Consider the following 23,568-nt stretch of genomic DNA (forward strand, 5'->3'; position numbering starts at 1 on the left):
CCGCATGCAGAAGTTTCTTCCTTACGCCTGGTTCGGCGGCCGCTGTGTTCCCTTCGGTGAAGCCACGATTTCAGTGGCCACCCACGCCCTCCATTACGGAACCGGCGCGTTCGGCGGCATGCGGGCCCTGCCCAACCCGGCAGATCCCAACGAGATCCTGCTGTTCCGCGCCGATCGGCACACGCGCCGCCTGTCCCAGAGCGCGCGGCTGCTGTTGGCCGAGCTGCCGGAGGCCACGATTCTCGATGCGATTCAGCAGTTCCTGCAGGCGAACCGTCCCACCACCCCAATCTATCTGCGGCCGTTCGTGTACACCAGCGATCTGGGAATCGCGCCACGCCTCCACGACATCGAGACAGATTTCCTGATCTACGGCATCGAGCTCGGCGATTACCTCTCCCCCGATGGGGTGAGCTGCCGCATCAGCAGTTGGTGCCGCCAGGAGGACCGCTCCCTGCCGTTGCGCGGGAAGATCAGCGGCGCGTACATCACCAGCTCCCTGGCCAAAACTGAAGCGGTCAAGAGCGGCTTTGATGAAGCGCTTCTGCTCAACAGCCGCGGCAAGGTAAGCGAAGCCAGCGGCATGAACCTGTTCATGGTGCGCGACGGCGTGCTGATCACCCCCGGGGTCGACCAGGACATCCTCGAGGGGATCACCCGCGCCAGCATCCTCGAGCTGGCGCAGGCCATGGGGATCCCCACCCTGGAACGCGCGGTCGACAAAACGGAGCTGTTCGTCGCCGACGAGGTGTTCCTCAGCGGCACCGCCGCCCGGGTCACGCCAGTGCGCCGGGTGGAAACCACGGATCTGGCTGGACCGCGGCCGATCATGGAGACGCTGCGCAGCGCCCTCACCGCGATCACCGAGGGCCGCGATCCGGCCTACGAGCACTGGGTTACCCGCGTGCGGCTCGATGGGTAAGCCAGCGGCACTTCCTACAGTGACAGCTGGCCTTGAGCGCGTAATCGATGACGGCAGCGGTGCAGCAGGCAGGGGCGCCAGCGACCCAGCGCATGGGGTTTCTGGAGCGTCTCCACGCACCTGAGCGGCCGGTGCTGGTGTTTGACGGGGCCACAGGCACCTCACTCCAGCAGATGGATCTCAGCGCCGCCGACTTCGGTGGCGCAGCCCTGGAGGGGTGCAACGAGCAGCTGGTGTTCACCCGGCCGGATGCCGTGCAGGCCGTGCACCGCCAGTTCCTGGAGGCCGGCTGTGATGTGATCGAAACCAATACCTTCGGCGCCGCCTCGATCGTGCTGGCCGAATACGGCCTGGAAGATCAGGCCTTCACGATCAACAAGCGGGCGGCCGAACTGGCCCGCGCCTGCGCTGCTGAATACAGCAGCCCCACCAAACCCCGCTTCGTGGCCGGCTCGATGGGGCCCACCACCAAGTTGCCCACGCTTGGGCACATCGACTTCGACACGATGCGCGACGCCTTCCGGGAGCAGGCGGAAGGCCTGATTGCGGGCGACGTGGACCTGCTGATCGTGGAAACGTGCCAGGACGTGCTGCAGATCAAGGCTGCCCTGCAGGGAATTGAAGCGGCCTTCAGCGCCACCGGGCAGCGGCGGCCGCTGATGGTATCGGTCACGATGGAAACCACCGGCACCATGCTCGTGGGCTCCGACATCGCCGCGGTGGTGTCGATCCTGGAGCCATTCCCGATCGATGTGCTCGGCCTCAACTGCGCCACCGGGCCCGAGCAGATGAAGGAGCACATGCGCTATCTGAGCGAGCACAGTCCGTTCGTGGTGAGTTGCATTCCCAACGCCGGGCTGCCCGAAAACGTGGGCGGCGTGGCCCACTACCGGCTGACACCGCTGGAGCTGAAGCTGCAGCTGATGCACTTCGTCAATGATCTCGGCGTGCAGGTGATCGGCGGTTGCTGCGGCACCACCCCCGCCCACATCGCAGCCCTCTGCGAGCTCACTGCCGATCTGCTACCCCGCCCGCGGGCCGTGCGGCGTCCGGAGCAACGGCTGGAGCGGCCGGCTTTCCACTACGAACCTGCGGCCGCCTCGATTTATGGCGTCACGCCATACCACCAGGACAACTCGTTCCTGATCATCGGTGAGCGGCTCAACGCCAGCGGCTCGCGCAAGGTGCGTGATCTGCTCAACGCAGAAGACTGGGACGGGCTGGTGGCCGTGGCACGCGGCCAGGTGAAGGAAAACGCCCACGTGCTCGACGTCAACGTTGATTATGTGGGCCGCGACGGTGAGCGTGACATGCATGAGCTGGTCAGCCGGCTGGTCACGAACGTGAATCTGCCGCTGATGCTCGATTCCACCGAGTGGCAGAAGATGGAAGCCGGCCTGAAGGTGGCAGGCGGGAAATGTCTGCTGAACTCCACCAACTACGAGGATGGGGATGAGCGCTTCTTCAAGGTGCTCGAACTGGCGCGGCGCTACGGCGCTGCCGTGGTGATCGGCACGATTGATGAAGAGGGGATGGCGCGCACCGCCGAGCGCAAGTTCGCCATTGCCCAGCGCGCCTATCGCGATGCCCTGGAATTCGGCATACCAGCGCACGAAATCTTCTACGACCCCCTGGCGCTGCCGATCTCCACCGGCATCGAGGAAGACCGCCTCAATGGAGCCGCCACGATCGAGGCGATCCGCCGCATCCGCAGCGAGCTTCCTGGCGTGCACGTGGTGCTGGGGGTGAGCAACATCAGCTTCGGGCTGTCACCAGCGGCGCGGATCACGCTCAACTCCGTGTTTCTGCACGCGTGCTGTGCCGCCGGCATGGATGCGGCGATCATCAGCCCGGCCAAGATCCTGCCGCTGATCAAGATCAGCGAGGAACACCAACAGGTATGCCGTGATCTGATCGCCGATGCACGCCGTTTCGATGGGGATGTCTGCGTCTACGACCCGCTCACCACGCTCAGCACCCTGTTCGAGGGGGTCAGCGCCCGGGAAGCACGCGACGCGGGGCCGCAGCTGGCGGATCTGGAGGTGGAGAAACGCCTCACCCAGCACATCATCGATGGTGAGCGCATCGGCCTCGAAGCTTCACTCAACGAAGCCCTCGCCAAGTACCCGCCGCTGCAGATCATCAACACCTTCCTGCTCGATGGCATGAAGGTGGTGGGTGAGCTGTTCGGTTCCGGCCAGATGCAGTTGCCCTTCGTGTTGCAGAGCGCTGAGACGATGAAGTTCGCCGTGGCGTTCCTTGAACCCTTCATGGAACGGGTGGAAGGCGAGAGTTCTGCCAAAGCTAAGTTCCTGATCGCCACGGTAAAAGGTGACGTTCATGACATCGGCAAGAATCTGGTGGACATCATTCTCACCAACAACGGTTATGAGGTGGTGAATCTCGGCATCAAGCAGTCGGTGGAAGCGATCATCGAAGCCCAGAAACTGCACCAGGCCGATTGCATCGCCATGAGCGGCCTCCTGGTGAAGTCCACCGCCTTCATGAAAGACAACCTCCAGGCTTTCAATGAGGCGGGCATTCAGGTGCCGGTGATTCTTGGTGGGGCGGCGCTGACACCCCGATTCGTCAACAAGGATTGCCGCGCGGTCTACCGGGGTCAGGTGATCTACGGCCGGGATGCCTTCGCCGACCTGCGCTTCATGGACGCGCTGGTGGAGGCCAAGCAGAACAACCGCTGGAGTGATGCGGAAGGCTTCAGCGGTGAGATTCCGCCCGGACTTGGGCTGGAGCGCGGTGAAGACACGGTCGATGACGCCACGACAACCGCCCCCGCCCGTGCGGAAGGGGCACCGGCAGCCCCGGGATCAGCAGCAGCGGCCCAGACGGCCCCTGATGCCGAGGATCCAGCGGCTGCCGCAGTCGTGCCAGAGACGCCATCCAGCGCAGCAGCGCCGCTCAACGACCATCGCTCCGAGGCCGTTCCAGAAGAAGCCGCCATCCAGCCGCCGTTCCTGGGCAGCCGCGTGCTCGATGAGCAGGCGATTCCGCTGGCTGAGGTGTTCGGCTACCTGGATCGCAACGCCCTGTTCGCCGGCCAGTGGCAGTTGCGCAAGACGCAGCAGCAGAGTCGCGACGACTACGAGCAGATGCTGGCGGCCAAGGCCGAACCGGTGTTGCAGCACTGGATGCAGCGCTGCCTGGAGGAGAAGTTGCTCACTCCACGGGTGGCCTACGGCTACTTCCCCTGTGGCCGGCTCGGCAACGCGCTGGTGGTCTTCGATCCGGCCGCGCCTGAGCGGGAGCTGGGCCGTTTCGAGCTGCCGCGCCAGAGGGGCGGCAACCGCTACTGCGTCGCCGATTTCTACCGCGACCTCTGCCAGGGGCGGCCCACCGATGTGCTGCCGATGCAGGCCGTCACGATGGGGGAGAAGGCCACAGTCTTCGCGCGCGAACTCTTCGCCGCCGATCGCTACACCGACTATCTCTATTTCCACGGTCTGGGGGTGCAGATGGCTGAAGCACTGGCCGAGTGGACCCATGCGCGCATCCGACGCGAACTGGGCTTCGTCGCCGAGGAACCCAGCGCCCTGCGCGATGTGCTTGCCCAGCGCTATCGCGGCAGCCGCTACTCCTTCGGCTATCCCGCCTGCCCCAACGTGGCCGATTCCCGTCCCCAGCTGCAATGGCTGGGGGCGGAGCGCATCGGGCTGAGCATGGACGAAAGCGACCAGCTGGAGCCCGAGCAGAGCACCACCGCCCTGGTGGCCCTGCACAGCCAGGCGCGCTACTTCAGCGCCTGAGGAAGCCATCCCGAGGCGATGGCAGGTACGGGCGCGGTGTCAGGCTGGGGAGGCTCTCTTGCACTGCTGCTATGGCCATTGCCGGACCTGACGGAGTGGATGCGGCCATCGCAGCCGGACTCGACCTTGACGGCTCGCCGATTCCGGCCGAGATGCTGAGCCTGTACCGCGAGGTGATGGAACTGGAGGCCCAACGGGCCCGCAGCGGCGTGAAGAAATCGATGCGCAACCGGGTGGTGAAAACCGGGGCCAAGCATTTCGATCAGGCCAGCCTTGATGCCCGCCTCAAGGCCGCCGGCTGGGATGGCCTCAAGGACAAGGAAATCGCCTTCTTCTACGGCTGAATCGCCTGGGTTCAATCAGCTACTGGAGGAACCGGTCCGCTGACGTGCCCTGCGTTGGGTCAGCGCTTGATTCCGCCGCGTCAGCGCAACCAGCAGGCGGCAGTTCAAGCGATGCGTTTATCTCAGCCCCAAGCCTTTGGCCGGGAGCCACTGGCCCTCAGCATTCAGCCATGCGGGTTCGAAACAGATCCTCCAACACCGAAGCTCCGTCAGCGAGCCATCAAGGCAACGCACTGAACGGAGAGGTTTCAGCGCCATAGCCGGATCAGAGATCTTCGAGGGTGTCGATCACCTCTTGTTGAAACGCCTGGAGATCGGTCGAATCACTCAGGTCGACCCCCTCACCGGCGGCATTCTGGGTGAGCTCCTGGAAATGGAAAGCGCCTTCACCGTGGGCAAGAAACTCCATCGCGGAGCTTTCACCGCTTTCCTTGAAGGCGTCGAGCAGCGCCATGAAGGCAGCATCTTCGGTGAAATCCCAGCTCATGAAGGGGGTATCGCAAGTCGTAAGGGCGGCAGAAGGGAGCCTTCCAGCACCACTGCACAATGACCTTTAACGCCTGCCCCCCCGATTCCGTCAACCTCCCAGGGCCATTCCCGCCATTGGTCCTGCAGACTTTGGGATGATTTCGGCACGATCCGTGGAACCGCGTTCTTCTTCAGCGCCAGTGGTGGCCCGCAATGTGCTCGGTGAGACGCTTGAGATCTGCGGATGCACACCCCGCACCGGCTGGTACCGCGATGGTTTCTGCCGTACCGACAGCAGCGACACGGGACGCCACACCGTCTGCTGTGTGGTGAACGATGTCTTCCTGCGCTACAGCCGTTCCCGCGGCAACGACCTTTCCACACCGATGCCGGCCTACGGCTTTCCGGGTCTTCAGCCCGGAAACCACTGGTGCATCTGTGCCGCCCGCTGGCTGGAGGCCTACCAGGACGGGGTGGCGCCGCCGGTGCGGCTGGAGGCCACGGAAGCGTCTGCACTTGAGGTGATCCCGCTGGAGTTGCTGAAGGAGCTGGCCCACGTGGGGTGAGCGCCGCGCCTCAGCAGCTGCATCACCTCTCTCCCACCACCTGCACCACCCTTCACGTCACCCCGGTCACATCAGCCCGCGTCAGCCGAACACTCCACCGTCTTCACACCCCGCCTTCACCACGGAACCGGGCTACCGTCCCAGGCCAGGAAGCTGCCGCTCTGCTCCGGGCCCTGCAGTTCCAGCACGTCCAGGAGGTGGTGGGCGGCTCGCTCGGGGCTGAACAGGCGCTCCGGCGGCACGCCGCTGCGGAAAGGCGCTGAGAGATCGGTGGCCGTGGTGCCGGGATGCAGCAGGGTCACGGTGGCGAGGGGTCGGCGGCGACGCCACTCCAGGGCCAGGCAACGCAGCAACTGATTCTGGGCGGCCTTGGCACTGCGGTAGCCGTACCAGCCCCCCAGGCTGTTGTCGCCGATGCTGCCGACCCGTGCCGACAGGCTGGCGAACAGCGCCGGCTCTGCGGCCGGCAGCAGCCGCTCCAGGGCCTGGGCCAGCAGAATCGGGCCGTAGGCATTCACCGCGAACACTCGCTCCAGGGCGGCGCGGTTCAGCTGGCTGAGCCGCTTTTCCGGTTGCAGAGCGGGGCCGTCGTGCAGGAGGCCCGCCGTGTTGATCACGAGGCGCAAGGTGCCGGCCTGGGCCTGCAGCGTGGCGGCAGCGGCCTGCAGACTGGCGTCCGCGCAGAGGTCGAGCTGCAGTGCGCGCGCGCCCAGCTGCGGCTCTCCCGGCCGGGCAGGCCAGCCGCGGCGGCTGGCGCCCCAGAGGCAGAGCCCGGGGGCCCGCTCGGCCAGGGCCTGCACCAGGGCGCGGCCGATGCCGCCGGCACCCACCACCAGGGCATGGCCGCTCCAGCTGCTGAGGGACGGCCGGGACGGGAGCGGGGGCAACACCTGGGGCGAAGCGGTGGAGGGGATGGCGCATGATGGCGCGATGGCAATGAGGATCGCCGTTCTGGGGCAAGGGGCCTGGGGGCGCACCCTGGCCAGCGTGCTGCGCCAGCAGGGCCATGAGCTCGCGGTGTGGTCGCGCTCCCACGGCAGCGATCCAGCCGCGGTGCTCCAGCAGCAAGACCTGGTGCTCTCGGCGGTGGCCATGGCCGGGGTGCCGGCGCTGGCGCAGCAGCTGAGCGCCGGCTGGCCCGGGGCTGTGCCCCTGGTGAGCTGCAGCAAGGGCATCGACCTTCAGCAGCACTGCACAGCCAGCCAGTTGTGGCAGCAGGCCATTCCGTCGTTGGCGTGCCTGGTGCTGAGCGGGCCCAACCTGGCGGCTGAGCTGGATCAGGGCCTGCCGGCCGCCAGCGTGCTGGCCTCCATCCACACCGAACTGGCCAGCGAGCTGCAACGCCAGCTCAGCAGCCAGCGGCTGAGGCTGTACACCAACGCCGATCCGATCGGCACCGAACTGGCCGGCGCGCTCAAGAACGTCATGGCGGTAGCGGCCGGCATCTGCGATGGTCTCGGGCTGGGGGCCAATGCCAAGGCCTCCCTGCTGACCCGCGGGCTGGCCGAAATGGGGCGGCTCAGCCAGCTGCTGGGCGGCGATCCCGCCACCCTCTACGGCCTGGCCGGCCTTGGCGACCTCCTGGCCACCGCCAACAGCCCCCTGAGCCGCAACTACCGCTTCGGGCTGCATCTGGCCGAAGGTGACTCTGCAGCGGCGGCCTTCACCCGCATCGGCGCCACGGTGGAGGGACCCGCCACGGCCGAAGCCGCGCTGGTGCTGGCCCATCGGCATGCCCTGCACCTGCCGATCTGTGAGCAGGTGGTGGGCCTGCTGCAGCGGCGCAACACCCCGCAGGAAGCCGTGCGGGCCCTGATGGAGCGCGATCTGCGCCGGGAATGGGTGTGAGTCGCGGGGCCACATCCAGAGGCCCCACAGCTCCTACCAGCGCCCATCCAGGGCCCACGTCTGCGCGACAACCGTATGTTCGCGGCCGTTCTCAGCCATGATCGCTCCAACGACTAGTGGGACAGGGATGTGAACAGAGGGAAAGGTTCATGAACTGGCCGGCAGGGCAGCAGTTGGTGGCACAGGGCGCACGTGCCCTGCGTCCGTTGAAGCTCGGCAGCGAGCGGCTGGCGCGACGCCTGCAGCGGACTCTCAGCCCTCAACGCCGCACCACGCTGCTGCTCACCACACCCTTGAGCGTGGTGGCTCTGGGCATCGGCTTCTATGCCCAATCGTTCAGCCAGCCGAAGCCCGACCTTGACGCACGGGTGATGGAGGCGCTGCTGCCGGCCAGCACCACCGGTGAAGCCACCGACCCGGCGGGTGAGGAGAGCCGCCTGCGGGCGATCGAAGCGCGCCGCGCCCAGCAGCCTCCCGCTCCGGCCCTGCTGCCGGATGCCCCCGCCTCCCTGGTGGAGCCGGTCGCCGGCCGCCCGGTTCCGCTTGAGGTGCGGGTGGCCCTGCTGCGTCAGGCCGGCCAGCCCAGCTTTTCGGCCACCGGCCCCTGGTGGCTGCGCAACGGCGACGGGCAAGTGCTGGCCCAGGGTCAGGCCCGCAGCCCTGTCGATCTCAGCGCCGGCACCGGCGCCAACGATCTCTGGCTGGACACCGCACCCGGGGAAGCGTTGCTGGTGAACGGCCAGCCGTACACCGGTCGCCTGCGTCTGCTGGCGGAGCGGGGAGGCATCACACCGATCAATCACCTGCCACTGGAGGCCTACATCGCCTCGGTGGTGGGGGCGGAAATGCCCACGTCCTGGTCGATGGAGGCCCTCAAGGCCCAGGCGGTGGCGGCCCGCTCCTACGCCCTGGCCCACCTGGCCCGACCGGCCAACAAGTTCTGGCATCTGGGGGACACCACCCGCTGGCAGGCCTACCGGGGCCTCACCACGGTGAATGGCCGCACCACCGAAGCTGCCGCGCGCACCAACGGCTTAATCCTCAGCTACCAGGGGGGCATTGTGGAAAGCCTGTATGCGGCCAACAGCCAGATCACGCTGGAAGCCCACGGGCACCTGGGAGCGAGCATGAGCCAGGAAGGCGCCCAGGAACTGGCCCTCGCGGGCCGGCGTTACAACGAGATCCTGGGCCACTACTACCGTGGGGCCTCGCTGGCACGCCTGCAGATCGGTGGAGCGAACTGAGCGCCTGTGGCGAACGGCCTTGCAGCAGAGCCAGGCCGCGCGCGAACGCGGTGCCCTGGTGCCGCTCGTCACCAGGGTGCTGCCGCCGGGAGCCTGGGCACCCTTCCAGCTGCGCCAGCTCGACTCGCCCGTGCCGCGCCACCTGCGCAGCGGTGGGCCCCGGCCCAACCCGTTTCTCCCCTGGGAGCGGCAACTGGAGGTGACGCGACTGGGCGAGAGCCATGCGGTGATCCTGAACAAGTACCCGGTGCAAGCCGGCCATCTGCTGCTGATCACCCAGGGCTGGGCGCCGCAGAGCGGCTGGCTGAGAGCGGCCGACTGGCAGGCGGTGGCCCATGTCGATGCGGACACCACCGGTCTGTGGTTCTTCAACAGCAGCGGGCGGGCCGGCGCCAGCCAGCCTCACCGGCATCTGCAGCTGTTGCCCCGCCATCGCGGGGAACCCAACTGCCCCCTGGAGCCCGCCCTACGCGCCCAGCTGCAGGGCCAGGCACCACCCTGGCCCTGGCGCTACCGGCTCAGCCCGCGCCCCGAGGGCGGCGGACCCGCCGACCTGGCGATGCTCTACCGCCGCCATGCCCTGGAGCTCGGCCTGGGTGATCCGGCGGACGGTGGGGAGCCCAGCTATCCCTACAACCTGCTGTTCACCAGCTCCTGGTTTCTCACCATCCTGCGAACCCGCGAACATGCCGCCGGGTTCAGCCTCAATGCGCTGGGCTTCGCTGGCTACCTGCTGCTGACGGAACAGTCGGATCTGCCGTGGCTGAAGGAGCATGGACCATGGCAGCTGCTCCGCGCCGTGGCGCCGGCCGTGGACGCCGCGCTGGAGCCTGCAGAAGGCCCGCCTCAGACGAGGCACTGAGCGAGGACGTGGGCCAGTGATTGGCATAGGAGGTGGGCTCCGATCTTCGCCGTGCCCTGTGCGCCGCGGCTGATTTCGGGAGGCGCAAAGGAAACGGTCTGGATGAGGCTGACCAAGGACCCTCAGCGCCTTGGAGCATGTGGACGAGGAGCCTGCAGCACCCACCAGTTGGTGCGCTGGGGGTGAAGAACTCGGTCTCGTCCTGAACCCTCTTCAAAAAGTTCAGTGAAAGCACGGTTGCACAAGGTGGCAGCAAGGGATCTTTCTGGAAAAGGAACCGGCCGGAACGACCGGCGGTTCTCCCTACAGCTTCCTTCTCATCTCCGCTTCCCTGTTCATGACCTGCTCCCCTCTGGCGGCCCAGCGCTCCACCATCCCGCTGAGCGTCGCGCCAACACCTGTCCCGCCAACCAGCGCTCCACCCACCAACACTCCACCCACCAACGCTTCGGCTGCAGCATCGGCATCGGCTTTGCTCTTGCCTGGCCGATCGACCAGCAGCAAGACCGCTGCTTCAGCAAGCCGCCTGAGCGCCGTCAATTCGGCCACAAACGCCACCAAGGCGAACACGCCGACCACGAAGCGCAGGACGAACACGAATGCCGGCTCTCATGCCAGCCAGCACGCCACCGTGCGACAACGCAACCAGCGGGTGGAGGCCTACAGGGAGCTGGTAAGGCCGATCGCTCTCCACTACGCCGCCCTTTGTCGGGAGGGGGCGGACGATCTGATCCAGGTGGGCCTGCTGGGCCTGATCCGCGCCGCAGAGCGGTTCGAACCGTGCACCGGAACGCCGTTTTCCGCCTTTGCTCGCCAGCACGTCCGGGGCGCGATCCTGCACTATCTGCGGGATCAGGCCCCGCCCATCCGGCTGCCGCGGCGTCAGCAGGAGCTTCAGGACCGGATGCGGCAGTTCACCCGTGACTGGCAGACGCGATTCGGGCAGAGCCCGAGTGAGGCCGAACTGCGCAGCGGCCTGGAGCTGTCCGTGGCCCAATGGTGCACGTTCGAGCGGCTGGAGCGGCTGCGCCGCCTGGCACCGCTCGAAGCCTCGATGGAGGGCATTGCGGCAGACCATGACGACGACGACTGCGTCGATGGCGGAACCGCCGAGGCAATGGCCCTGCTGACTCAGCTGGAGAACCGGCAGCGTCAAGTGGTGGAGCAGGTGGTGCTGGAGGGGCTGAGCCTGCGGGAGGCGGCCCGCCGGCTTCAGCTCAGCCCGATGAGCGTGCACAGGGCCCTGCACAAAGGTCTGGAGCGGCTCAGGCAGGAACTGGACTGCGGCCTTCAGCAGGTGGTTACTCCGCCGGCTGGACCCCATCACGCTGCATCTGCTTCTCCAGGGTGCTGATCGCCGCATTCACGGCAGCGAGCTGACGCTCCACTCCGTCACGCCAGTAGGTCAGCATGCGCATCTTGCGCTGCTGATGATGGCGGCGCATCGCTTCATGATCACCGCTGCTGGATCCGTAACAGGCAAAGGGCGGGAACATGGGAAAATTTCACAGTGCCTGAAGGTTCTAGCCAGTGCTCTGGTGCCCATGCGTTCCCTGCCCCACCCGTTGGTGAACTCGGCCTTCAAGTGTCGAAACCAAAGGCAGGCAGGGAATACTGGCCCACCACATCCACCCCCGCACCGCCACCGTTTTGCCGTTGTCCCCCCGCCAGATCAATCAAATGGGACCCATGATTCCCACAAGGTTTCTTCGCCCCTGTCTGGTGGTGATCGCCGGCACGCTCGTGCTGCAGGCGCCTGCCGCCCACGCCTACGTGGCCTTGATGGCGGGCCAGTCAGCCCGTCCACTCAACGGCGCGTTCAACACCGTGCCGGTGCTGCATTCCAACCAGCCTGAGGAGGTCTTCGGCCCGGGAATTCTTGTGAACACAGCGCCTGGCCAGGCTATCGCCACTGAAACCCGTCAATATCTCAACAACGCTACTTACACTTTCAACGGAGATTTCGGGCTCCACGTTCATCACAAGTATTTCCCAGAAAATGCCAGCCGTCTCGGCGGCCGTTATGTGCGCGGCAAGCTCACGATCGCCACGATCGTGATGAACCCGGGCTCGCGTCCTGTCACCCTTGAGATGGAGCGCGGCGCCGTTCGCAATAGCTTTGAAGCTCCCTATCTAGGCAACCACCTGATGGGCGTGAAACCACTGGGGCGGCGCCCCTGGAACACCGGACCGGGCGATGCCACCTCCGTGATCATGTTGCGCGGGGAGCTGGATCCCAAGATGCCGGAAACCCTGGTGGTTCCTCCCTATAGCCGCCGGGTACTGTTCCACACCCGTCTGCCCGCCCGGGGCATCGCCAATGGCCTACTGAAAGGCCGCAGTGACGGGCCATTCCAGATGGCGGTGGTGGCAGCGGAGGATCCGGAAACTGATGCCGATCTGTTCGCAGTGCTGGATCAAGGGATGCTCGCGCCAGGCCGCATCTACCTCGACATGCTCTCAAAGATCCACTACGGCCAGGTGTTCTCACGGGTCGGTGGCGTGGCGATCGGCGATGAGTACCAGGCGAGCCTGGTGCACGACCTCAATCAGGGCCCATTGCACGTGCCCTTCACGAGCACGAACCGCCACACCTTCGGCACCCGCGAAGTGCAGGTGAACCCGCTGGCCAGCCGCATGATTGATTCCTCCCTCGACAACGTGGGCACCTATGGTGTGCGCTTCGATGTGGATCTGAATCTCAAAGGCAACGGGCCCTATGAGCTGGTGATGAGCCATCCCACCGCGAACGGCCGCCAGTTCACGGCCTTCCGCGGCTCGATCGGCATCCGTACCAAGGAGGGCTACAACGACGTGCACGTAGGCCTGCGTTCAGGCGAGAGTCTTTCTCTGGCCTCGTTGAACCTGGTCCCCGGTGTGAACAACCCTGTGCGGGTGAGCATGGTGTACCCAGCCGATGCCACGCCCGGACACCTGCTGAGCGTGGTGCCCAGCTACCAGCTGGCTCAGCTGCGCGAGCGGGAACAGCGCATCGCCATGGCCCGTGCCGCCGCCGCGGAAGCCGCCCGCCAACGGCCCGCTCCCAAAGCTCCCCCACCCTGGCGGCCCCAGTGCCGGTTACCCGTCCCGCCTCCGGCCGCACCGCCAGCGCACCGCCCCCTGCACCAGCACCCGCGCGTCCCACGCCGCCACCCCCGGCACCGGCTGCCGCCCCCGTTTTCTGCCCACCTTGGTGCCGGCCTGGATCCGCCCGCTGCCGGCCATCCCGCTACCCCTGCTCAACCAGCTGCCTGGTGAAGGCGCCAACGACGGCACCCAGACCGTGCTGCTTGGCCGTTATCGGGAAGCGGCCGAGGCCCAACAGCGGTTCCTCAGGGAGATGATGGGGCGCTAGGTCCACTCCCATCGGTTCCGACGTGGCTGAGCCGGTACGAAAGGAGCGCAAAACTCTGTCGATGACGCTGCCGACCGCAAGGATCGCGCAGTTCAAGCAACTCCAGCGCGAATGGGGCTTCTCCACCCACGGGCAGGCCATGGAGCACCTGCTGGAGTTACTGCTGCCTGAATCCCCCGACCAGGAGGCGGAACAGGACGACGGCGACGATCAAGAACATGAGGTGCTGCTCGAACGGGGAGCTCTGGTGCTGGCGTCCAGCGCCGAAAGCACGCAACTCGTGCTCACCGTCGAGGACGGTCTCACCGAATTCGAGCTAGACCTGAGACGAGACTCAGAAGCGGTCTCAGATGAGACCCGCAAACAGTCTCGAGCACTGCCGGGTCTGCACAAGGGGCGGGAGACGGGCGCAACTGGCAGCGGCGGCTCCGGAAGCCGAGGCATGGGAGGTGGCATCGATCTGCCTGGATTCGTGCAGCAGCGGTCGGCACGGCTGCGCCAGAGCCTCCACCCGCAGCCGAGCACGCCAACACGGCCCAATGATCCTTTTCCAGAAATCTCTGAGCACGATCTGAGCGCCGCCCTCACTGCCGCCACAGCCCACTGGGTGGGCCTGTACGGCACGGCCGCCAACGAAGCTGTGCTGGAAGCGGCGATGGTATGGCTGGGCCAGGAGATCTGGCCCCAGTCGGACCAGGCGGAAGGGCGACCTTTCACCTGGTCGGCGCTGGAACACTGGATCGTGGGCTGTGCTCCGAGCTGGCCGGCTGGCCCGCCCAGCTTCGAGCGGGTCATGGTGGGCGCCGGATTGCTGGAGGATCCGTTCAGCCCGGCCACGTTGAGCCTGCGACTGCCCACCTTGATCAGGCGCTTCGTGCATCGCTTCCGCCGCCGCCGGCAGGGCACGTCCTTCCAAACGCTGGAGCACACGATGACGCTGCAGGGAGCCCTCAAGGTGCTGGAGATTCCCTTCGAGGTCGGCGAACGGCTCACGTTGAAACGGATCCGCGAGGCCTATCGGGAGCAGGCCCAACGGCACCACCCCGATTCCGGCGGCAGCGCCGACACGATGCGCCGCCTGAATGAGGCCTACCAACTGCTCAAGGAGCTTTACCGTAAATCCAGCTGACCCTCTGGCCCAGCCAGAGCTCCTGCTTGGCTCATGGTCCTTTCAGGCGGGGGCCTCTGCCAGCCCCCACCTGAATGGCTTCCCTCATCTGTCCACGGTGAGACGCATTGATAGTCCCATCGCGGGGCCCGCATGAGATGAGCGGCACAAAGTGGCGATTGTGCCGCCCCCGAGGGGGAACACCCCCAGCCGCAAAACGATGCTGCCGCACCGTCCCAGCACAAACGCAACACCCTCCAGATCGAAAACCATCAGAGCGCCATGCACTCGGTGCCCAGCCAAAGCCCCGGGCGGATCGCTGGCGAGAAGAGGCAACCACTGACCATCAGTTCCGCAATCGTCTGGCTACGGATCACCGCGCCAATGACACCTTTGTCCTGCAGCGGCTTGTCCACCAGCCAACAGGGCAGGTGTCCAGTAGGTGGGCATGGAATCTGGAGGACCTGAAAACCCAATTAGAACAAGGGAGCTGCGCGCAAAAGTCCAGCTGCGTACCTGCGTGAGACACAGGTACGCAGAGGGTTGACCAAGGCGCAGCTACGACGGGCTGCACCGGAGTGAGCGCGAGCAAAATGACGATGGCGTGGCATGAAGCCACAGGCAGCGAAGGGGTCAGCAGGTTCGAAGACACCTTCATGTGCTGCCGTGTTGCTGGCTGGACCAGCTCAGGATCCGCCAGGCTTGCAGAGAGCCGGGGGTTGTGTGGGTCACGGTCGACGGCGATCAGCACTGAACATCCAAGGCGGCACAGATGAACAGGAAGCAACTCCAGCCAGCCCCATCACCGGGCTGACCATCTCTGCAGGCTCAGAGGGGAAAAGGTCGGTCTGCACAGGTGGAATTGCAGGAAAATCTGGTTTTCAGGCAGCGCAGACAAGACTCAGCACTGGACCCGCTACTGGTCGTGCATGAGACAGCTGGGAGAGTGCTGCCTTCGGCGAACACCGGGCGTCCAGCGCCAGGCGACCCAGGAAACAACGCAGCTAAGCCATGACGAGGTGACTGCCGACAAAGCCTGCGCGATGAGGGAACTTCTGGGTGAGTTGTTCCTATCGAACCTCTTCTGCGCACCTGAAAGATTCCCGATGTGCGAGACACAGCCGGAAATGACGCCCTTGCCTCGCCTCACCGATCCATGAGGCGAGGCTCGATCGTTCTCTTAACCGCTGCTTGGGGCGATCCTGCTGTGGCTTTCATTGGATCTCATGTGCCTCACGACAGAACCAGCTCTAGACCTACTACAGGTCCAGCATGAGATAGTGGAGAAGAAACGACTCCACGACTGGTCGCAGCGCAGAAGCCAATGGATTCATTCCCTCTTGCAGGACAGAGGCAATGGCGATCCTCCTTGGCCAGATTCGGCACATGGATGGCAGGCACGGCGCTTCTGTTCTGCACTGCGCTTTTCTTCTCGGCAGCCGTTCAAGAGGACGAGCCCGGCAACTGGAACCTTGACAACGGTGCGAGCCAAAGGCTGGGCGCCTTGGTTGCGGTGAGGTCGTCCCAGTTCGAGGCCGGTTGCCTGGATCCGATCCCTGCAGCTGGGATGAGCCTTCAAATCGTGCTGCCCAGTTCCCTGGAAGACCTCAGCTTTGATCACACCCCAGGGCAAGTGCTGACGCTGCACTCCCTGTCAGAGGTGTGCGCAGCCTGCTGAACAGTTGCCTAGATGTCAGAGGGCTTGAGAAGGGCCTTCACCTGTCGATGAGGGTGGAGCCACCGAAGCAGACGAGACCAATAAACACCTCAACGCAAGCTGGGATGCTGGCTCAATAGCAGAAGATCAAGCCAGACCAGACACGATCAGATCCGACGGGGCAGGCAGATCAGCCGGGCGTCTGCATCCCCTGGATCAGGAAGTCGAAGTAGGGGCCAGCCATGACGGCATCCTCGGTAGCAAGCAGCGCCAGTGACGCCTCTTTGAGTGTGCGCATGCTTTCGACCATGCCCGCCATGGGCACCCCGAGGCTGTTGTACATCTCGCGGGCACCGATCAGGCCGATGTCCTGGATCTTTTCGGTGCTGCCGGCAAGCACGCCGTAGGTGACCAGGCGGAGGTACCAGCTGAAATCGCGCAGGCACTGGGCCCGTTGGCGCTGGCCGTAGGCATTGCCACCCTGGGCCACGTACTCGGGCTTGCGCAGAAACAGCTGCCGCGCCGCCTCATTGACGATCTTTTTCTCGTTTTCCGTGAGCACGCGGGCGACACGAATGCGCTGGTTTCCGCCGGAGAGGAACTCCGCCATGGAGCGCAATTCACCGCCGCTGGGGTAGCGCAACTGATCATCGGCTTGCAGGATCAGGTCCCTGACGACGCTCATCGAAAGCACCACGCTGGGGCCGATCTTACCGAGAAGAGTTCCTCGCGATGGCCGGAAGCGCCTTTGTGTAACGGCCCTTTGCATCCGGGGGGGCCTTTAGGGTCAGGGGCTGCTCGTTGTGTCGCAGGTCTTTGGATGGCCCCACTCTTGCCCCCCACCGGCACGGCACTGGAGCTGAGCATCACCGGGTTGAACCACCTCGGCGAGGGTGTCGGTCGCTGGGGCGCGGCCACGGAAGGGGGCGGCGAGCGGGGCGTGGTGGTGTTTGTGCCACAGGCCCTGCCCGGTGAGGCGGTGACGGCCCGCGTGACTTACCAGGCCAAAGGCCACGTGGTGGCGGAGCTGATCGAGCGGCACAACACGGCGGCAGAGCGCCGGCGTCCTCCCTGCATCCTTGCCGAGCGCTGCGGCGGCTGCAGCGTCCAGCATCTCGTCGATGAGGCCCAAGCCCGCTGGAAACAGGATCTGGTCCAGCAGGCCCTGCAGCGGATCGGTGGCTTTTCCCTGGCGGTGCAGCCGATCCTGGCGGCGGCTGAGCCGCTTGCCTATCGCAACCGGGCCGTGATTCCGCTGGAGCGCGGGCCCGACGGCACCCTGAGAGCCGGCTTCTACCGCAGCGGCAGCCACAAGATCGTCAATATGAACCGCTGTCCGGTGCTCGATGCGCGCATCGACTCGCTGATCGCGCCACTGAAGCAGGAGCTGGAAGCCAGCGGCTGGCCCGTGGACGCGGACCTGAGCGAAGGCGGTGGTCTTCGCCATCTGGGCCTGCGCGTCGGGCATCACAGCGGCGAGGTGCTGGTGACCCTGATCAGCAGCCACAGCCAGCTGCCCGGGCTGAGCGAACGCGCAGACGACTGGATGGAGCGCTGGCCTGAACTGGTGGGCGTGTGCCTGAACCTCCAGCCCCTGCCCACCAACACCTTGATGGGTCCGCGCACCGAGGTGATCGCCGGCCGGGGCTGGCTGAGCGAGCGCTTCTGCGGGCACGAGCTGCGCATCGCGCCGGACACCTTCTTTCAGGTGCACACCCCCCAGGCCGAGCGGCTGGTGCCGCTGCTGCTGGACGCGCTTGAACCACGCGCCGGACGCACGCTGGTGGAGGCCTACTGCGGCATCGGCACCTTCGGCTTGCCTCTGGCGGCCGCCGGGGCAAGCGTGCGGGGGCTGGAACTGCACCTGCCCAGCGTTGAGCAGGCCCGGCTCAATGCGGCGCTCAACGGTCTCAATGGGTTGTCGGTGGAGAGCGCCGACGTGGCCACTGCGCTGGTGGAGCTGCTGCCGGAGGCGGATGGGCTGCTGCTCGATCCACCGCGCAAAGGCCTTCCCGAGCAGGTCACGGCCGTGATCCGTGCCTGCCCGCCCCGACGGGTCGCCTACCTCAGCTGTAACCCCGCCACGCTTGCCCGCGACCTGGCTGGCCTCACACAGGACGGGGGGCTGACGCTGCAGAGCGTGCAACCCGTCGACTTCTTCCCCCAGACCAGCCACGTGGAGGCGCTGGCGGTGCTGACCGCCAGCTGAGCGTCAGGCCCGCTGCTGGGGGTCAGGCTCGCAGCTGGGCGTCGAACTGCTTCTCGACGGCCTGGCGCACCGCCGCGTGGGCCTGCTCCACCTCCGCTTCGGTGAGGGTGCGGCGCGCATCGCGGTAGCGCAGGCGGAAGGCCTGGCTGGCGGCTCCCTCCGCCACCTGGCTGCCGGCATAGCGGTCGATCAGTTCCGCCGACTCCAGCAACGGCCGGCCGGCCTTGCGCATCACCGTGAGCAGCTGGGCAGCCGTAACGCTGGCAGGGATCACCACAGCCAGGTCGCGTTCGGAGGCGGGAACGGTGGGATAGGGGCTGAAGCTGGGCTGCCAGCGGTTGCTGCGGGTGGCCGCGCGCAGCAGCGGCTCCAGCGAGAGCTCAAACAGATGGGTGGCTTCCGGCAGGTCGAGGGCTTCGGCCTGGGCCGGGTGCAGTTGTGCAAACCAGCCCACAGCGCGGCCTTCGAGCACCAGCTCCGCCGCCCGGCCCGGGTGCAGCAGCGCATGGCCCTGCAGGGGGCGGTCGTCGCAGGACAGCGACAACTGGCCGAGAGCTTGCTGCAGGACACCCCGCGCTTCGTAGTACCCCAACGGCCGGGGCTTGCCGGCGCTGCTCCATAGCTCGGAGCGCCGTTCCCCGCAGATCACCCCCGCCAGCTTCGCCTCGCTGATCGCATCGGTGTCGGCGGCATCGCCGTTGGCACGGAACACATGGCCGATCTCGAAGGCCCAGAAGCCTGGCTGTGAGGCCTGCAGGTTGCGGCGTGCCGCCAGCAGCAGGTCGTCGATCAGCGAATCACGCAGGTGGCCGTATTCCGCAAGCAGCGGATTGGCCAGCGCCACCCGCTCTGCCGTCGTCAGCCCAATGCCCCTGCTCACCGGGGCCTGGGCCGGCCCGAGCGACAGCGAGCAGCATTCCTGCAGTCCGGCGGCGCAAAGGGCACGGCGCAACAGACGCTCTGCCTTCTGGGCAGGCTCAAGGCCGCCAGGGCAGATCGGGTCCGGCAGATGGCTGGCGAAATGGTCGTAACCCACGAGCCGGGCCACCTCCTCAATCAGATCCACCTCCCGCTGCAGATCCATCGCCCGCGACGGGGGCACGGTGACCCACCAGCCCTCCTCGCTGTCCTCCAGCTGGCAGCCCAGGGCCTCCAGGGTGGCCGTGATGCGTTCATCGGCCAGGTCGTCCGCCACGCCATCGACGAGCACGGGACCCAGCAGCTGGTGCAGGGCATCGCGGCGCAAGGCCAGCGGTGGGCGGGGATCCACAGGCGCCTGGTGCAGCCAACGGCCCTGGATCTCGCCGCCGGCCAGCTCCACCAGCAGGGCAGCGGCACGATCCGCCGCCGCCAGGGTGACCTCCAGCGGCAGGCCTTTCTCGAACCGATGGCTGGCATCGGTGCGCAGGCCCACGCTGCGGGCGCTGCGGCGCACCGCCTGGGGCGCGAACACAGCGGCTTCCAGCCAGATGGCGCCGGTGCCAGGGTGCACCGAGGCGTTGCTACCACCGATCACCCCCGCCAGAGCCACCGGCTGATTGGCGTAGGTGATCAGCAGCGCTTCAGGGGTGAGGCGATGGCTGCTGCCATCAAGCGCCTCGAAGGCCTCGCCGTCGCCGGCCGGACGCACGCCGATGGCGCCGGGATCGGCGCTGGCAGAGCCTGCCGGGCCGAGCAGGGCGAGCCGCTCGCTGTCGAAGGCATGCAGGGGCTGGCCAAATTCCAGCATCACCAGATTGGTGACATCGACCACGTTGTTGATCGCCCGCAGGCCGGCCCGCTCCAGGCGCTGCTGCAGCCAGTCCGGCGAAGGCCCGACCTTCACGCCGGTGATGGCCGTGAGGCTGTAAAGCCCACCGGCTTCGATCGCGGCGGCGTCAGCAGCCGCCACCGGCAACGGCACAGCGGAGACCTGCGGAGCAGGCGCTGTGAGCGTGAGCGCTGCGCCGGTGAGGGCCGCCACCTCGCGGGCGATGCCCTGCATCGAAAGACCATCGGGGCGGTTGGCGGTGATCGCCAGCTCCAGCACCTGATCGTCAAGACCGAGGCTGGGTCCCACCGGGGTGCCCAGGGGCGGCACGTCGCTGAGCAAATCGTCGAGCACGGCGATGCCATCGCTGCTTTCGGGCAGTCCCAGCTCCCGCAGCGAGCAGATCATGCCGCTGCTGGCCACGCCACGCAGTTCGGCGGGTTTGATGGTGAGATCCACCGCCGGCAGGTGGGCGCCCACCAACGCCACGGGCACATGGATTCCGGCCCGCACATTGGGGGCGCCGCAGACGATCTGCAGCAGGTCGTCGCCTGGAGCGGCCGAGAAACGCACCCGGCAGACGCTGAGTTTGTCGGCGTTGGGATGGGGGCTGCGCTCCTCCACGAAGCCCACCACCACGCCGGCGGCGCGGGCAGCAAGATCCTCGATCGCATCGACTTCAAAGCCGGCCATCGATAGACGTTCGGCCAGTTCAGCGGCGGGCATGGAGCAGGCCACCAGCTCCCGCAGCCATTGGAGCGAGACCTGCATCGAATCCACGGCGTCCAGTCGCCAAGATCCTAATGACCGGCCCGGTGCAGGCCGGAGAGTATGTTATTCAGCTGTCAGCTCGCCTCGCTTCAGCGGCGCACGTCCTTCCATGGCAAAGAACAAGGGCGTCCGGCTCGTGATCACTCTTGAGTGCACCGAATGCCGGTCCAACCCCGCCAAGCGGTCTCCTGGTGTGTCTCGTTACACCACCCAGAAGAACCGCCGCAACACCACCGAACGGCTCGAATTGAAGAAGTTCTGCCCTCACTGCAACAAGAGCACGAACCACAAGGAGATCAAGTGAGTGAGGGCTGGCGGTGATGACCGCCAGCCCCACAGCTTTTCTTCTCCCCACGTCTTCTTCCTTTCTGCCCTTCCCCATGTCCAGCTCCTTCTTCAAGAAGCGTCTTTCGCCGATCAAACCCGGCGATCCGATCGACTACAAAGACGTCGATCTGCTCAAGAAGTTCATCACCGAACGCGGCAAGATCCTGCCCCGCCGGCTCACCGGGCTCACCGCCCAGCAGCAACGCGACCTCACCAATTCCGTGAAGCGCGCCCGCATCCTGGCGCTGCTTCCCTTCGTGAACCCCGAGGGCTGAGTTCGCCTTGGCGTTTCAGCCCGGCGACCTGGTCGGTCTGAACGGCTCCAGGGGGCCTGAGCTTGCCATCATCGACACCCTGTCCGGCAGCAAAGCGGCCCTGCGGGTCGGCTTTGAGGCCAGACGCCAACAGGTGCCGTTGCGTGAGCTTGATCCCCTGGTGTCGTTGCCAGGCACCTTCAACCCGCCCGCCTCTATGGTCGCCCCCCCCTGGGGGCTCACAGCGGAGCTGCTGCAACAGCAGCGGCCCTCCAGCCGTGATCTCGGTGCAGCTTGGCTGCTGCTCAGTGAGCCGGTGTCGCCTGCCGCCGGTGCGGCTTCTTCCCATGGCGCACCTCCTGCGGCCATGCCACTGGAGGAGCTCGTGGCCCTGGTGGCCCCTGCCGACACACCGGCGGCTCGAGCCGCCTGCTGGTTGGTCCTGCAGCACCAGGAGCAGCACTTTTTTCGCTGGCGCCACGGCGCGGTTCAGCCCCGCACGCTGCGGGATCTCCGCCAGCTGCGCCGGGAGCGTCACCTCGAACGCCTGAGCCGGCTGCGCGAACAGCGCTGGCAAGCCTTGCTGCAGCAACGTCAGCCGCTCGATCCGAGCAGCCTCGACGCCCAGGCCCGTGCCCAGCTCGACCACCTGCTGGCCCTGGCTGGCGGGGATACCACCACGCCGTTGCCGGTGGCCCTGCGCCAGGCCCTGCACGGCGCCCACTGCAGTGCGGAGCCGGGGGCGGTGCGACGCCTGCTGGTGGATCTGGGCCAGTGGGAGCCCCACGCACTCCCCTCGCTGCAGCGCACCGTGTGGGAACAGGGCTTCGTGCCCGATCTGCTGGCCGAGGCCGAGCGGTTGATCGCGGCCGCCGCTGACCCGCAACCCGGCGACGACCAGCGCCGCGACCTCACCACCCTGCGCACCTACACCCTCGACGATCCCGACACCCTGGAGATCGACGACGCCCTCTCCCTGGAGCAGCTGGGCGATGGCCGTCAGCGTCTGTGGGTGCACATCGCCGATCCTGGGCGGCTGGTGCCACCGGAGTCGCCCCTGGATCTGGAGGCACGACGCCGCGCCTCCAGCCTCTACCTGGCCGACCGGGTGGTGCCGATGTTTCCCTTTCCTCTGGCCACCGGCCCCTTCAGCCTGCGCCAGGGTCACCGTTGTGCCGCCTGGAGCACCGCGATCGAGCTGGATGACGAAGGTGCAGTGGCTGACGTGGAGATTGTGCGCAGCTGGGTGCTGCCCACCTATCGCCTCTCCTACGCCGACGGCGATGCCCTGATCGAACTGGCTCCAAAGGAAGAACCGGATCTGGCCAGCATCGACGCCCTGCTGGAGCGCCGTCGCCGCTGGCGTGTGGCCCAGGGTGCCCTGCAGATGGAGCAACCGGAGGGCCGCATCCGCGCGGTGGACGGCCAGACAAGCGTGGAGATCACCGACCCGAGCCCGGCCCGGGCGCTGGTGGCCGAAGCGATGATCCTCAACGGCGCCGTGATCGCCGCCTATGGCGTGAGCGAGGGTCTGGCCCTTCCTTACCGGGGCCAGCCCAGCGCCGAGCTGCCGCCCGCTGCCCAGCTGGAGGCCCTGCCCCCTGGTCCGGTGCGACACATGGCCCTGCGCCGCTGCCTCACCCGGGGTGTCACCGGTGTGCAGCCCTGCCATCACTTCAGCCTCGGGCTGAGCGCCTACGTGCAGGCCACCTCACCAATCCGTCGCTACGCCGATCTGGTGGTGCAACGCCAGCTGGCGGCCCATCAGCAGCACCAGCCGCCCCTTGATGGAACCGACCTCGGCGCCCTGCTCGATCAACTCGATCCGCCGCTGCGGGAGGGGGTGCAGATCAGCCGCGAAGACCAGCGCCACTGGCAGCAGGTGTGGTTTGAGCAGCACCCCCAGGAACGCCTGGAGGGGGTGTTCCTGCGCTGGCTGCGGGAGCAGGACCGGCTGGGCCTCGTGCATCTCGAAGCGCTGGCGCTGGACGTGGCTGCCCGCTGCCCCGCCGCCGCCGAACCTGGCACCACCCTCACCGTGCACGTGCAGATGGTGGATTCGCTGTCGGATCTGCTGCGCCTCGAGGCGCGCTGAGGCGGCCTCAGGCGATGGCCAAGC

The 23,568-nt window shown here is 66.6% G+C and carries 21 protein-coding genes; 15 read left to right on the forward strand and 6 right to left on the reverse strand.

Going from position 1 to position 23,568, the window contains the following annotated elements:
* Positions 1 to 4: 4 nt before the first annotated feature.
* From ACXMDP_RS10290 to ACXMDP_RS10300, 3 genes are all read left to right on the forward strand, one after another.
* A complete protein-coding gene (locus ACXMDP_RS10290) occupies positions 5 to 922 on the forward strand; it encodes a branched-chain amino acid transaminase (protein WP_259730369.1) in 918 nt (305 codons plus the stop codon).
* A gap of 47 nt (positions 923 to 969) precedes the next feature.
* Positions 970 to 4,686: a methionine synthase gene (gene metH, locus ACXMDP_RS10295; RefSeq protein WP_259730368.1), complete on the forward strand. Its 3,717-nt coding sequence runs from the start codon at positions 970 to 972 to the stop codon at positions 4,684 to 4,686.
* Positions 4,687 to 4,757: 71 nt separating this feature from the next.
* The gene (locus ACXMDP_RS10300; RefSeq protein WP_259730367.1) at positions 4,758 to 5,030 is read left to right on the forward strand and encodes a small RNA NsiR4-regulated ssr1528 family protein; all 273 of its coding nucleotides are present in this window, start codon (positions 4,758 to 4,760) and stop codon (positions 5,028 to 5,030) included.
* A 265-nt stretch (positions 5,031 to 5,295) separates the two neighbouring features.
* Here the strand turns inward: ACXMDP_RS10300 and ACXMDP_RS10305 are convergent, their stop codons facing one another.
* Positions 5,296 to 5,517: a hypothetical protein gene (locus tag ACXMDP_RS10305; protein ID WP_094512850.1), complete on the reverse strand. Its 222-nt coding sequence runs from the start codon at positions 5,515 to 5,517 to the stop codon at positions 5,296 to 5,298.
* 154 nt (positions 5,518 to 5,671) lie between these two features.
* On the opposite strand from ACXMDP_RS10305, the gene ACXMDP_RS10310 reads away from it, so the two are divergent.
* Positions 5,672 to 6,064: a DUF2237 family protein gene (locus ACXMDP_RS10310; protein ID WP_255100886.1), complete on the forward strand. Its 393-nt coding sequence runs from the start codon at positions 5,672 to 5,674 to the stop codon at positions 6,062 to 6,064.
* Between the two features lie 116 nt (positions 6,065 to 6,180).
* Here ACXMDP_RS10310 and ACXMDP_RS10315 read toward each other — a convergent pair whose 3' ends face one another.
* The gene (locus ACXMDP_RS10315; RefSeq protein WP_259730366.1) at positions 6,181 to 6,951 is read right to left on the reverse strand and encodes an SDR family NAD(P)-dependent oxidoreductase; all 771 of its coding nucleotides are present in this window, start codon (positions 6,949 to 6,951) and stop codon (positions 6,181 to 6,183) included.
* A 49-nt stretch (positions 6,952 to 7,000) separates the two neighbouring features.
* Between ACXMDP_RS10315 and ACXMDP_RS10320 the strand changes: the two genes are divergently transcribed.
* The 3 genes from ACXMDP_RS10320 to ACXMDP_RS10330 all read left to right on the forward strand — a co-directional run bounded on the left by ACXMDP_RS10320 (position 7,001) and on the right by ACXMDP_RS10330 (position 10,018).
* Complete coding sequence (locus ACXMDP_RS10320) at positions 7,001 to 7,912, forward strand: NAD(P)H-dependent glycerol-3-phosphate dehydrogenase (RefSeq protein WP_311134151.1); 912 nt, start codon at positions 7,001 to 7,003, stop codon at positions 7,910 to 7,912.
* A 149-nt stretch (positions 7,913 to 8,061) separates the two neighbouring features.
* Positions 8,062 to 9,156, forward strand: coding sequence for a SpoIID/LytB domain-containing protein (locus tag ACXMDP_RS10325; RefSeq protein WP_259730364.1), 1,095 nt, complete (start codon positions 8,062 to 8,064; stop codon positions 9,154 to 9,156).
* Positions 9,143 to 10,018: an ATP adenylyltransferase gene (locus tag ACXMDP_RS10330; RefSeq protein WP_457766851.1), complete on the forward strand. Its 876-nt coding sequence runs from the start codon at positions 9,143 to 9,145 to the stop codon at positions 10,016 to 10,018. Before ACXMDP_RS10325 ends, ACXMDP_RS10330 begins: the two co-directional genes overlap by 14 nt.
* A 303-nt stretch (positions 10,019 to 10,321) precedes the next feature.
* Here ACXMDP_RS10330 and ACXMDP_RS10335 read toward each other — a convergent pair whose 3' ends face one another.
* A complete protein-coding gene (locus tag ACXMDP_RS10335) occupies positions 10,322 to 10,615 on the reverse strand; it encodes a hypothetical protein (RefSeq protein ID WP_259730362.1) in 294 nt (97 codons plus the stop codon).
* Positions 10,616 to 10,649: 34 nt separating this feature from the next.
* On the opposite strand from ACXMDP_RS10335, the gene ACXMDP_RS10340 reads away from it, so the two are divergent.
* The 3 genes from ACXMDP_RS10340 to ACXMDP_RS10350 all read left to right on the forward strand — a co-directional run bounded on the left by ACXMDP_RS10340 (position 10,650) and on the right by ACXMDP_RS10350 (position 14,502).
* On the forward strand, positions 10,650 to 11,372 hold the full coding sequence (locus tag ACXMDP_RS10340; protein WP_259730361.1) for a sigma-70 family RNA polymerase sigma factor: 723 nt from the start codon (positions 10,650 to 10,652) through the stop codon (positions 11,370 to 11,372).
* 335 nt (positions 11,373 to 11,707) lie between these two features.
* Positions 11,708 to 13,276 carry a DUF3370 family protein gene (locus ACXMDP_RS10345; protein WP_457766852.1) on the forward strand — a complete coding sequence of 523 codons (1,569 nt, stop codon included), beginning with the start codon at positions 11,708 to 11,710 and terminating at the stop codon, positions 13,274 to 13,276.
* 158 nt (positions 13,277 to 13,434) lie between these two features.
* Positions 13,435 to 14,502: a J domain-containing protein gene (locus ACXMDP_RS10350; protein ID WP_259730359.1), complete on the forward strand. Its 1,068-nt coding sequence runs from the start codon at positions 13,435 to 13,437 to the stop codon at positions 14,500 to 14,502.
* Positions 14,503 to 14,753: 251 nt separating this feature from the next.
* Here ACXMDP_RS10350 and ACXMDP_RS10355 read toward each other — a convergent pair whose 3' ends face one another.
* The gene (locus tag ACXMDP_RS10355; RefSeq protein WP_259730358.1) at positions 14,754 to 14,897 is read right to left on the reverse strand and encodes a hypothetical protein; all 144 of its coding nucleotides are present in this window, start codon (positions 14,895 to 14,897) and stop codon (positions 14,754 to 14,756) included.
* 974 nt (positions 14,898 to 15,871) lie between these two features.
* Between ACXMDP_RS10355 and ACXMDP_RS10360 the strand changes: the two genes are divergently transcribed.
* Complete coding sequence (locus tag ACXMDP_RS10360) at positions 15,872 to 16,159, forward strand: hypothetical protein (protein ID WP_457766853.1); 288 nt, start codon at positions 15,872 to 15,874, stop codon at positions 16,157 to 16,159.
* 169 nt (positions 16,160 to 16,328) lie between these two features.
* Here ACXMDP_RS10360 and apcD read toward each other — a convergent pair whose 3' ends face one another.
* A complete protein-coding gene (apcD, locus tag ACXMDP_RS10365) occupies positions 16,329 to 16,823 on the reverse strand; it encodes an allophycocyanin subunit alpha-B (RefSeq protein WP_259730356.1) in 495 nt (164 codons plus the stop codon).
* Between the two features lie 135 nt (positions 16,824 to 16,958).
* Between apcD and rlmD the strand changes: the two genes are divergently transcribed.
* A complete protein-coding gene (rlmD, locus tag ACXMDP_RS10370) occupies positions 16,959 to 18,347 on the forward strand; it encodes a 23S rRNA (uracil(1939)-C(5))-methyltransferase RlmD (protein ID WP_259730355.1) in 1,389 nt (462 codons plus the stop codon).
* 22 nt (positions 18,348 to 18,369) lie between these two features.
* Here the strand turns inward: rlmD and pheT are convergent, their stop codons facing one another.
* Positions 18,370 to 20,868: a phenylalanine--tRNA ligase subunit beta gene (pheT, locus tag ACXMDP_RS10375; RefSeq protein ID WP_259730354.1), complete on the reverse strand. Its 2,499-nt coding sequence runs from the start codon at positions 20,866 to 20,868 to the stop codon at positions 18,370 to 18,372.
* Between the two features lie 109 nt (positions 20,869 to 20,977).
* On the opposite strand from pheT, the gene rpmG reads away from it, so the two are divergent.
* The 3 genes from rpmG (at position 20,978) to ACXMDP_RS10390 (ending at position 23,544) form a co-directional block, all read left to right on the forward strand.
* Positions 20,978 to 21,172 carry a 50S ribosomal protein L33 gene (gene rpmG / locus ACXMDP_RS10380; RefSeq protein WP_094512862.1) on the forward strand — a complete coding sequence of 65 codons (195 nt, stop codon included), beginning with the start codon at positions 20,978 to 20,980 and terminating at the stop codon, positions 21,170 to 21,172.
* Between the two features lie 76 nt (positions 21,173 to 21,248).
* The gene (gene rpsR, locus ACXMDP_RS10385; RefSeq protein WP_094512863.1) at positions 21,249 to 21,470 is read left to right on the forward strand and encodes a 30S ribosomal protein S18; all 222 of its coding nucleotides are present in this window, start codon (positions 21,249 to 21,251) and stop codon (positions 21,468 to 21,470) included.
* A 7-nt stretch (positions 21,471 to 21,477) separates the two neighbouring features.
* Positions 21,478 to 23,544 carry a ribonuclease catalytic domain-containing protein gene (locus ACXMDP_RS10390; protein ID WP_259730353.1) on the forward strand — a complete coding sequence of 689 codons (2,067 nt, stop codon included), beginning with the start codon at positions 21,478 to 21,480 and terminating at the stop codon, positions 23,542 to 23,544.
* The last annotated feature ends 24 nt before the right edge of the window (positions 23,545 to 23,568 follow it).

The organism is Cyanobium sp. ULC065, from assembly GCF_977927515.1.

Bases quoted from the DNA above. Each gene is read 5' to 3' on its own strand.
- rpmG (WP_094512862.1), top strand. From the start codon at position 20,978: ATGGCAAAGAACAAGGGCGTCCGGCTCGTGATCACTCTTGAGTGCACC.
- ACXMDP_RS10325 (WP_259730364.1), top strand. From the start codon at position 8,062: ATGAACTGGCCGGCAGGGCAGCAGTTGGTGGCACAGGGCGCACGTGCC.
- metH (WP_259730368.1), top strand. From the start codon at position 970: ATGACGGCAGCGGTGCAGCAGGCAGGGGCGCCAGCGACCCAGCGCATG.
- ACXMDP_RS10305 (WP_094512850.1), bottom strand. From the start codon at position 5,517: ATGAGCTGGGATTTCACCGAAGATGCTGCCTTCATGGCGCTGCTCGAC.
- ACXMDP_RS10300 (WP_259730367.1), top strand. From the start codon at position 4,758: ATGGCCATTGCCGGACCTGACGGAGTGGATGCGGCCATCGCAGCCGGA.
- ACXMDP_RS10320 (WP_311134151.1), top strand. From the start codon at position 7,001: ATGAGGATCGCCGTTCTGGGGCAAGGGGCCTGGGGGCGCACCCTGGCC.
- ACXMDP_RS10290 (WP_259730369.1), top strand. From the start codon at position 5: ATGCAGAAGTTTCTTCCTTACGCCTGGTTCGGCGGCCGCTGTGTTCCC.
- ACXMDP_RS10360 (WP_457766853.1), top strand. From the start codon at position 15,872: ATGGCAGGCACGGCGCTTCTGTTCTGCACTGCGCTTTTCTTCTCGGCA.
- rlmD (WP_259730355.1), top strand. From the start codon at position 16,959: ATGGCCCCACTCTTGCCCCCCACCGGCACGGCACTGGAGCTGAGCATC.
- apcD (WP_259730356.1), bottom strand. From the start codon at position 16,823: ATGAGCGTCGTCAGGGACCTGATCCTGCAAGCCGATGATCAGTTGCGC.
- rpsR (WP_094512863.1), top strand. From the start codon at position 21,249: ATGTCCAGCTCCTTCTTCAAGAAGCGTCTTTCGCCGATCAAACCCGGC.
- pheT (WP_259730354.1), bottom strand. From the start codon at position 20,868: ATGCAGGTCTCGCTCCAATGGCTGCGGGAGCTGGTGGCCTGCTCCATG.
- ACXMDP_RS10345 (WP_457766852.1), top strand. From the start codon at position 11,708: ATGATTCCCACAAGGTTTCTTCGCCCCTGTCTGGTGGTGATCGCCGGC.
- ACXMDP_RS10350 (WP_259730359.1), top strand. From the start codon at position 13,435: ATGACGCTGCCGACCGCAAGGATCGCGCAGTTCAAGCAACTCCAGCGC.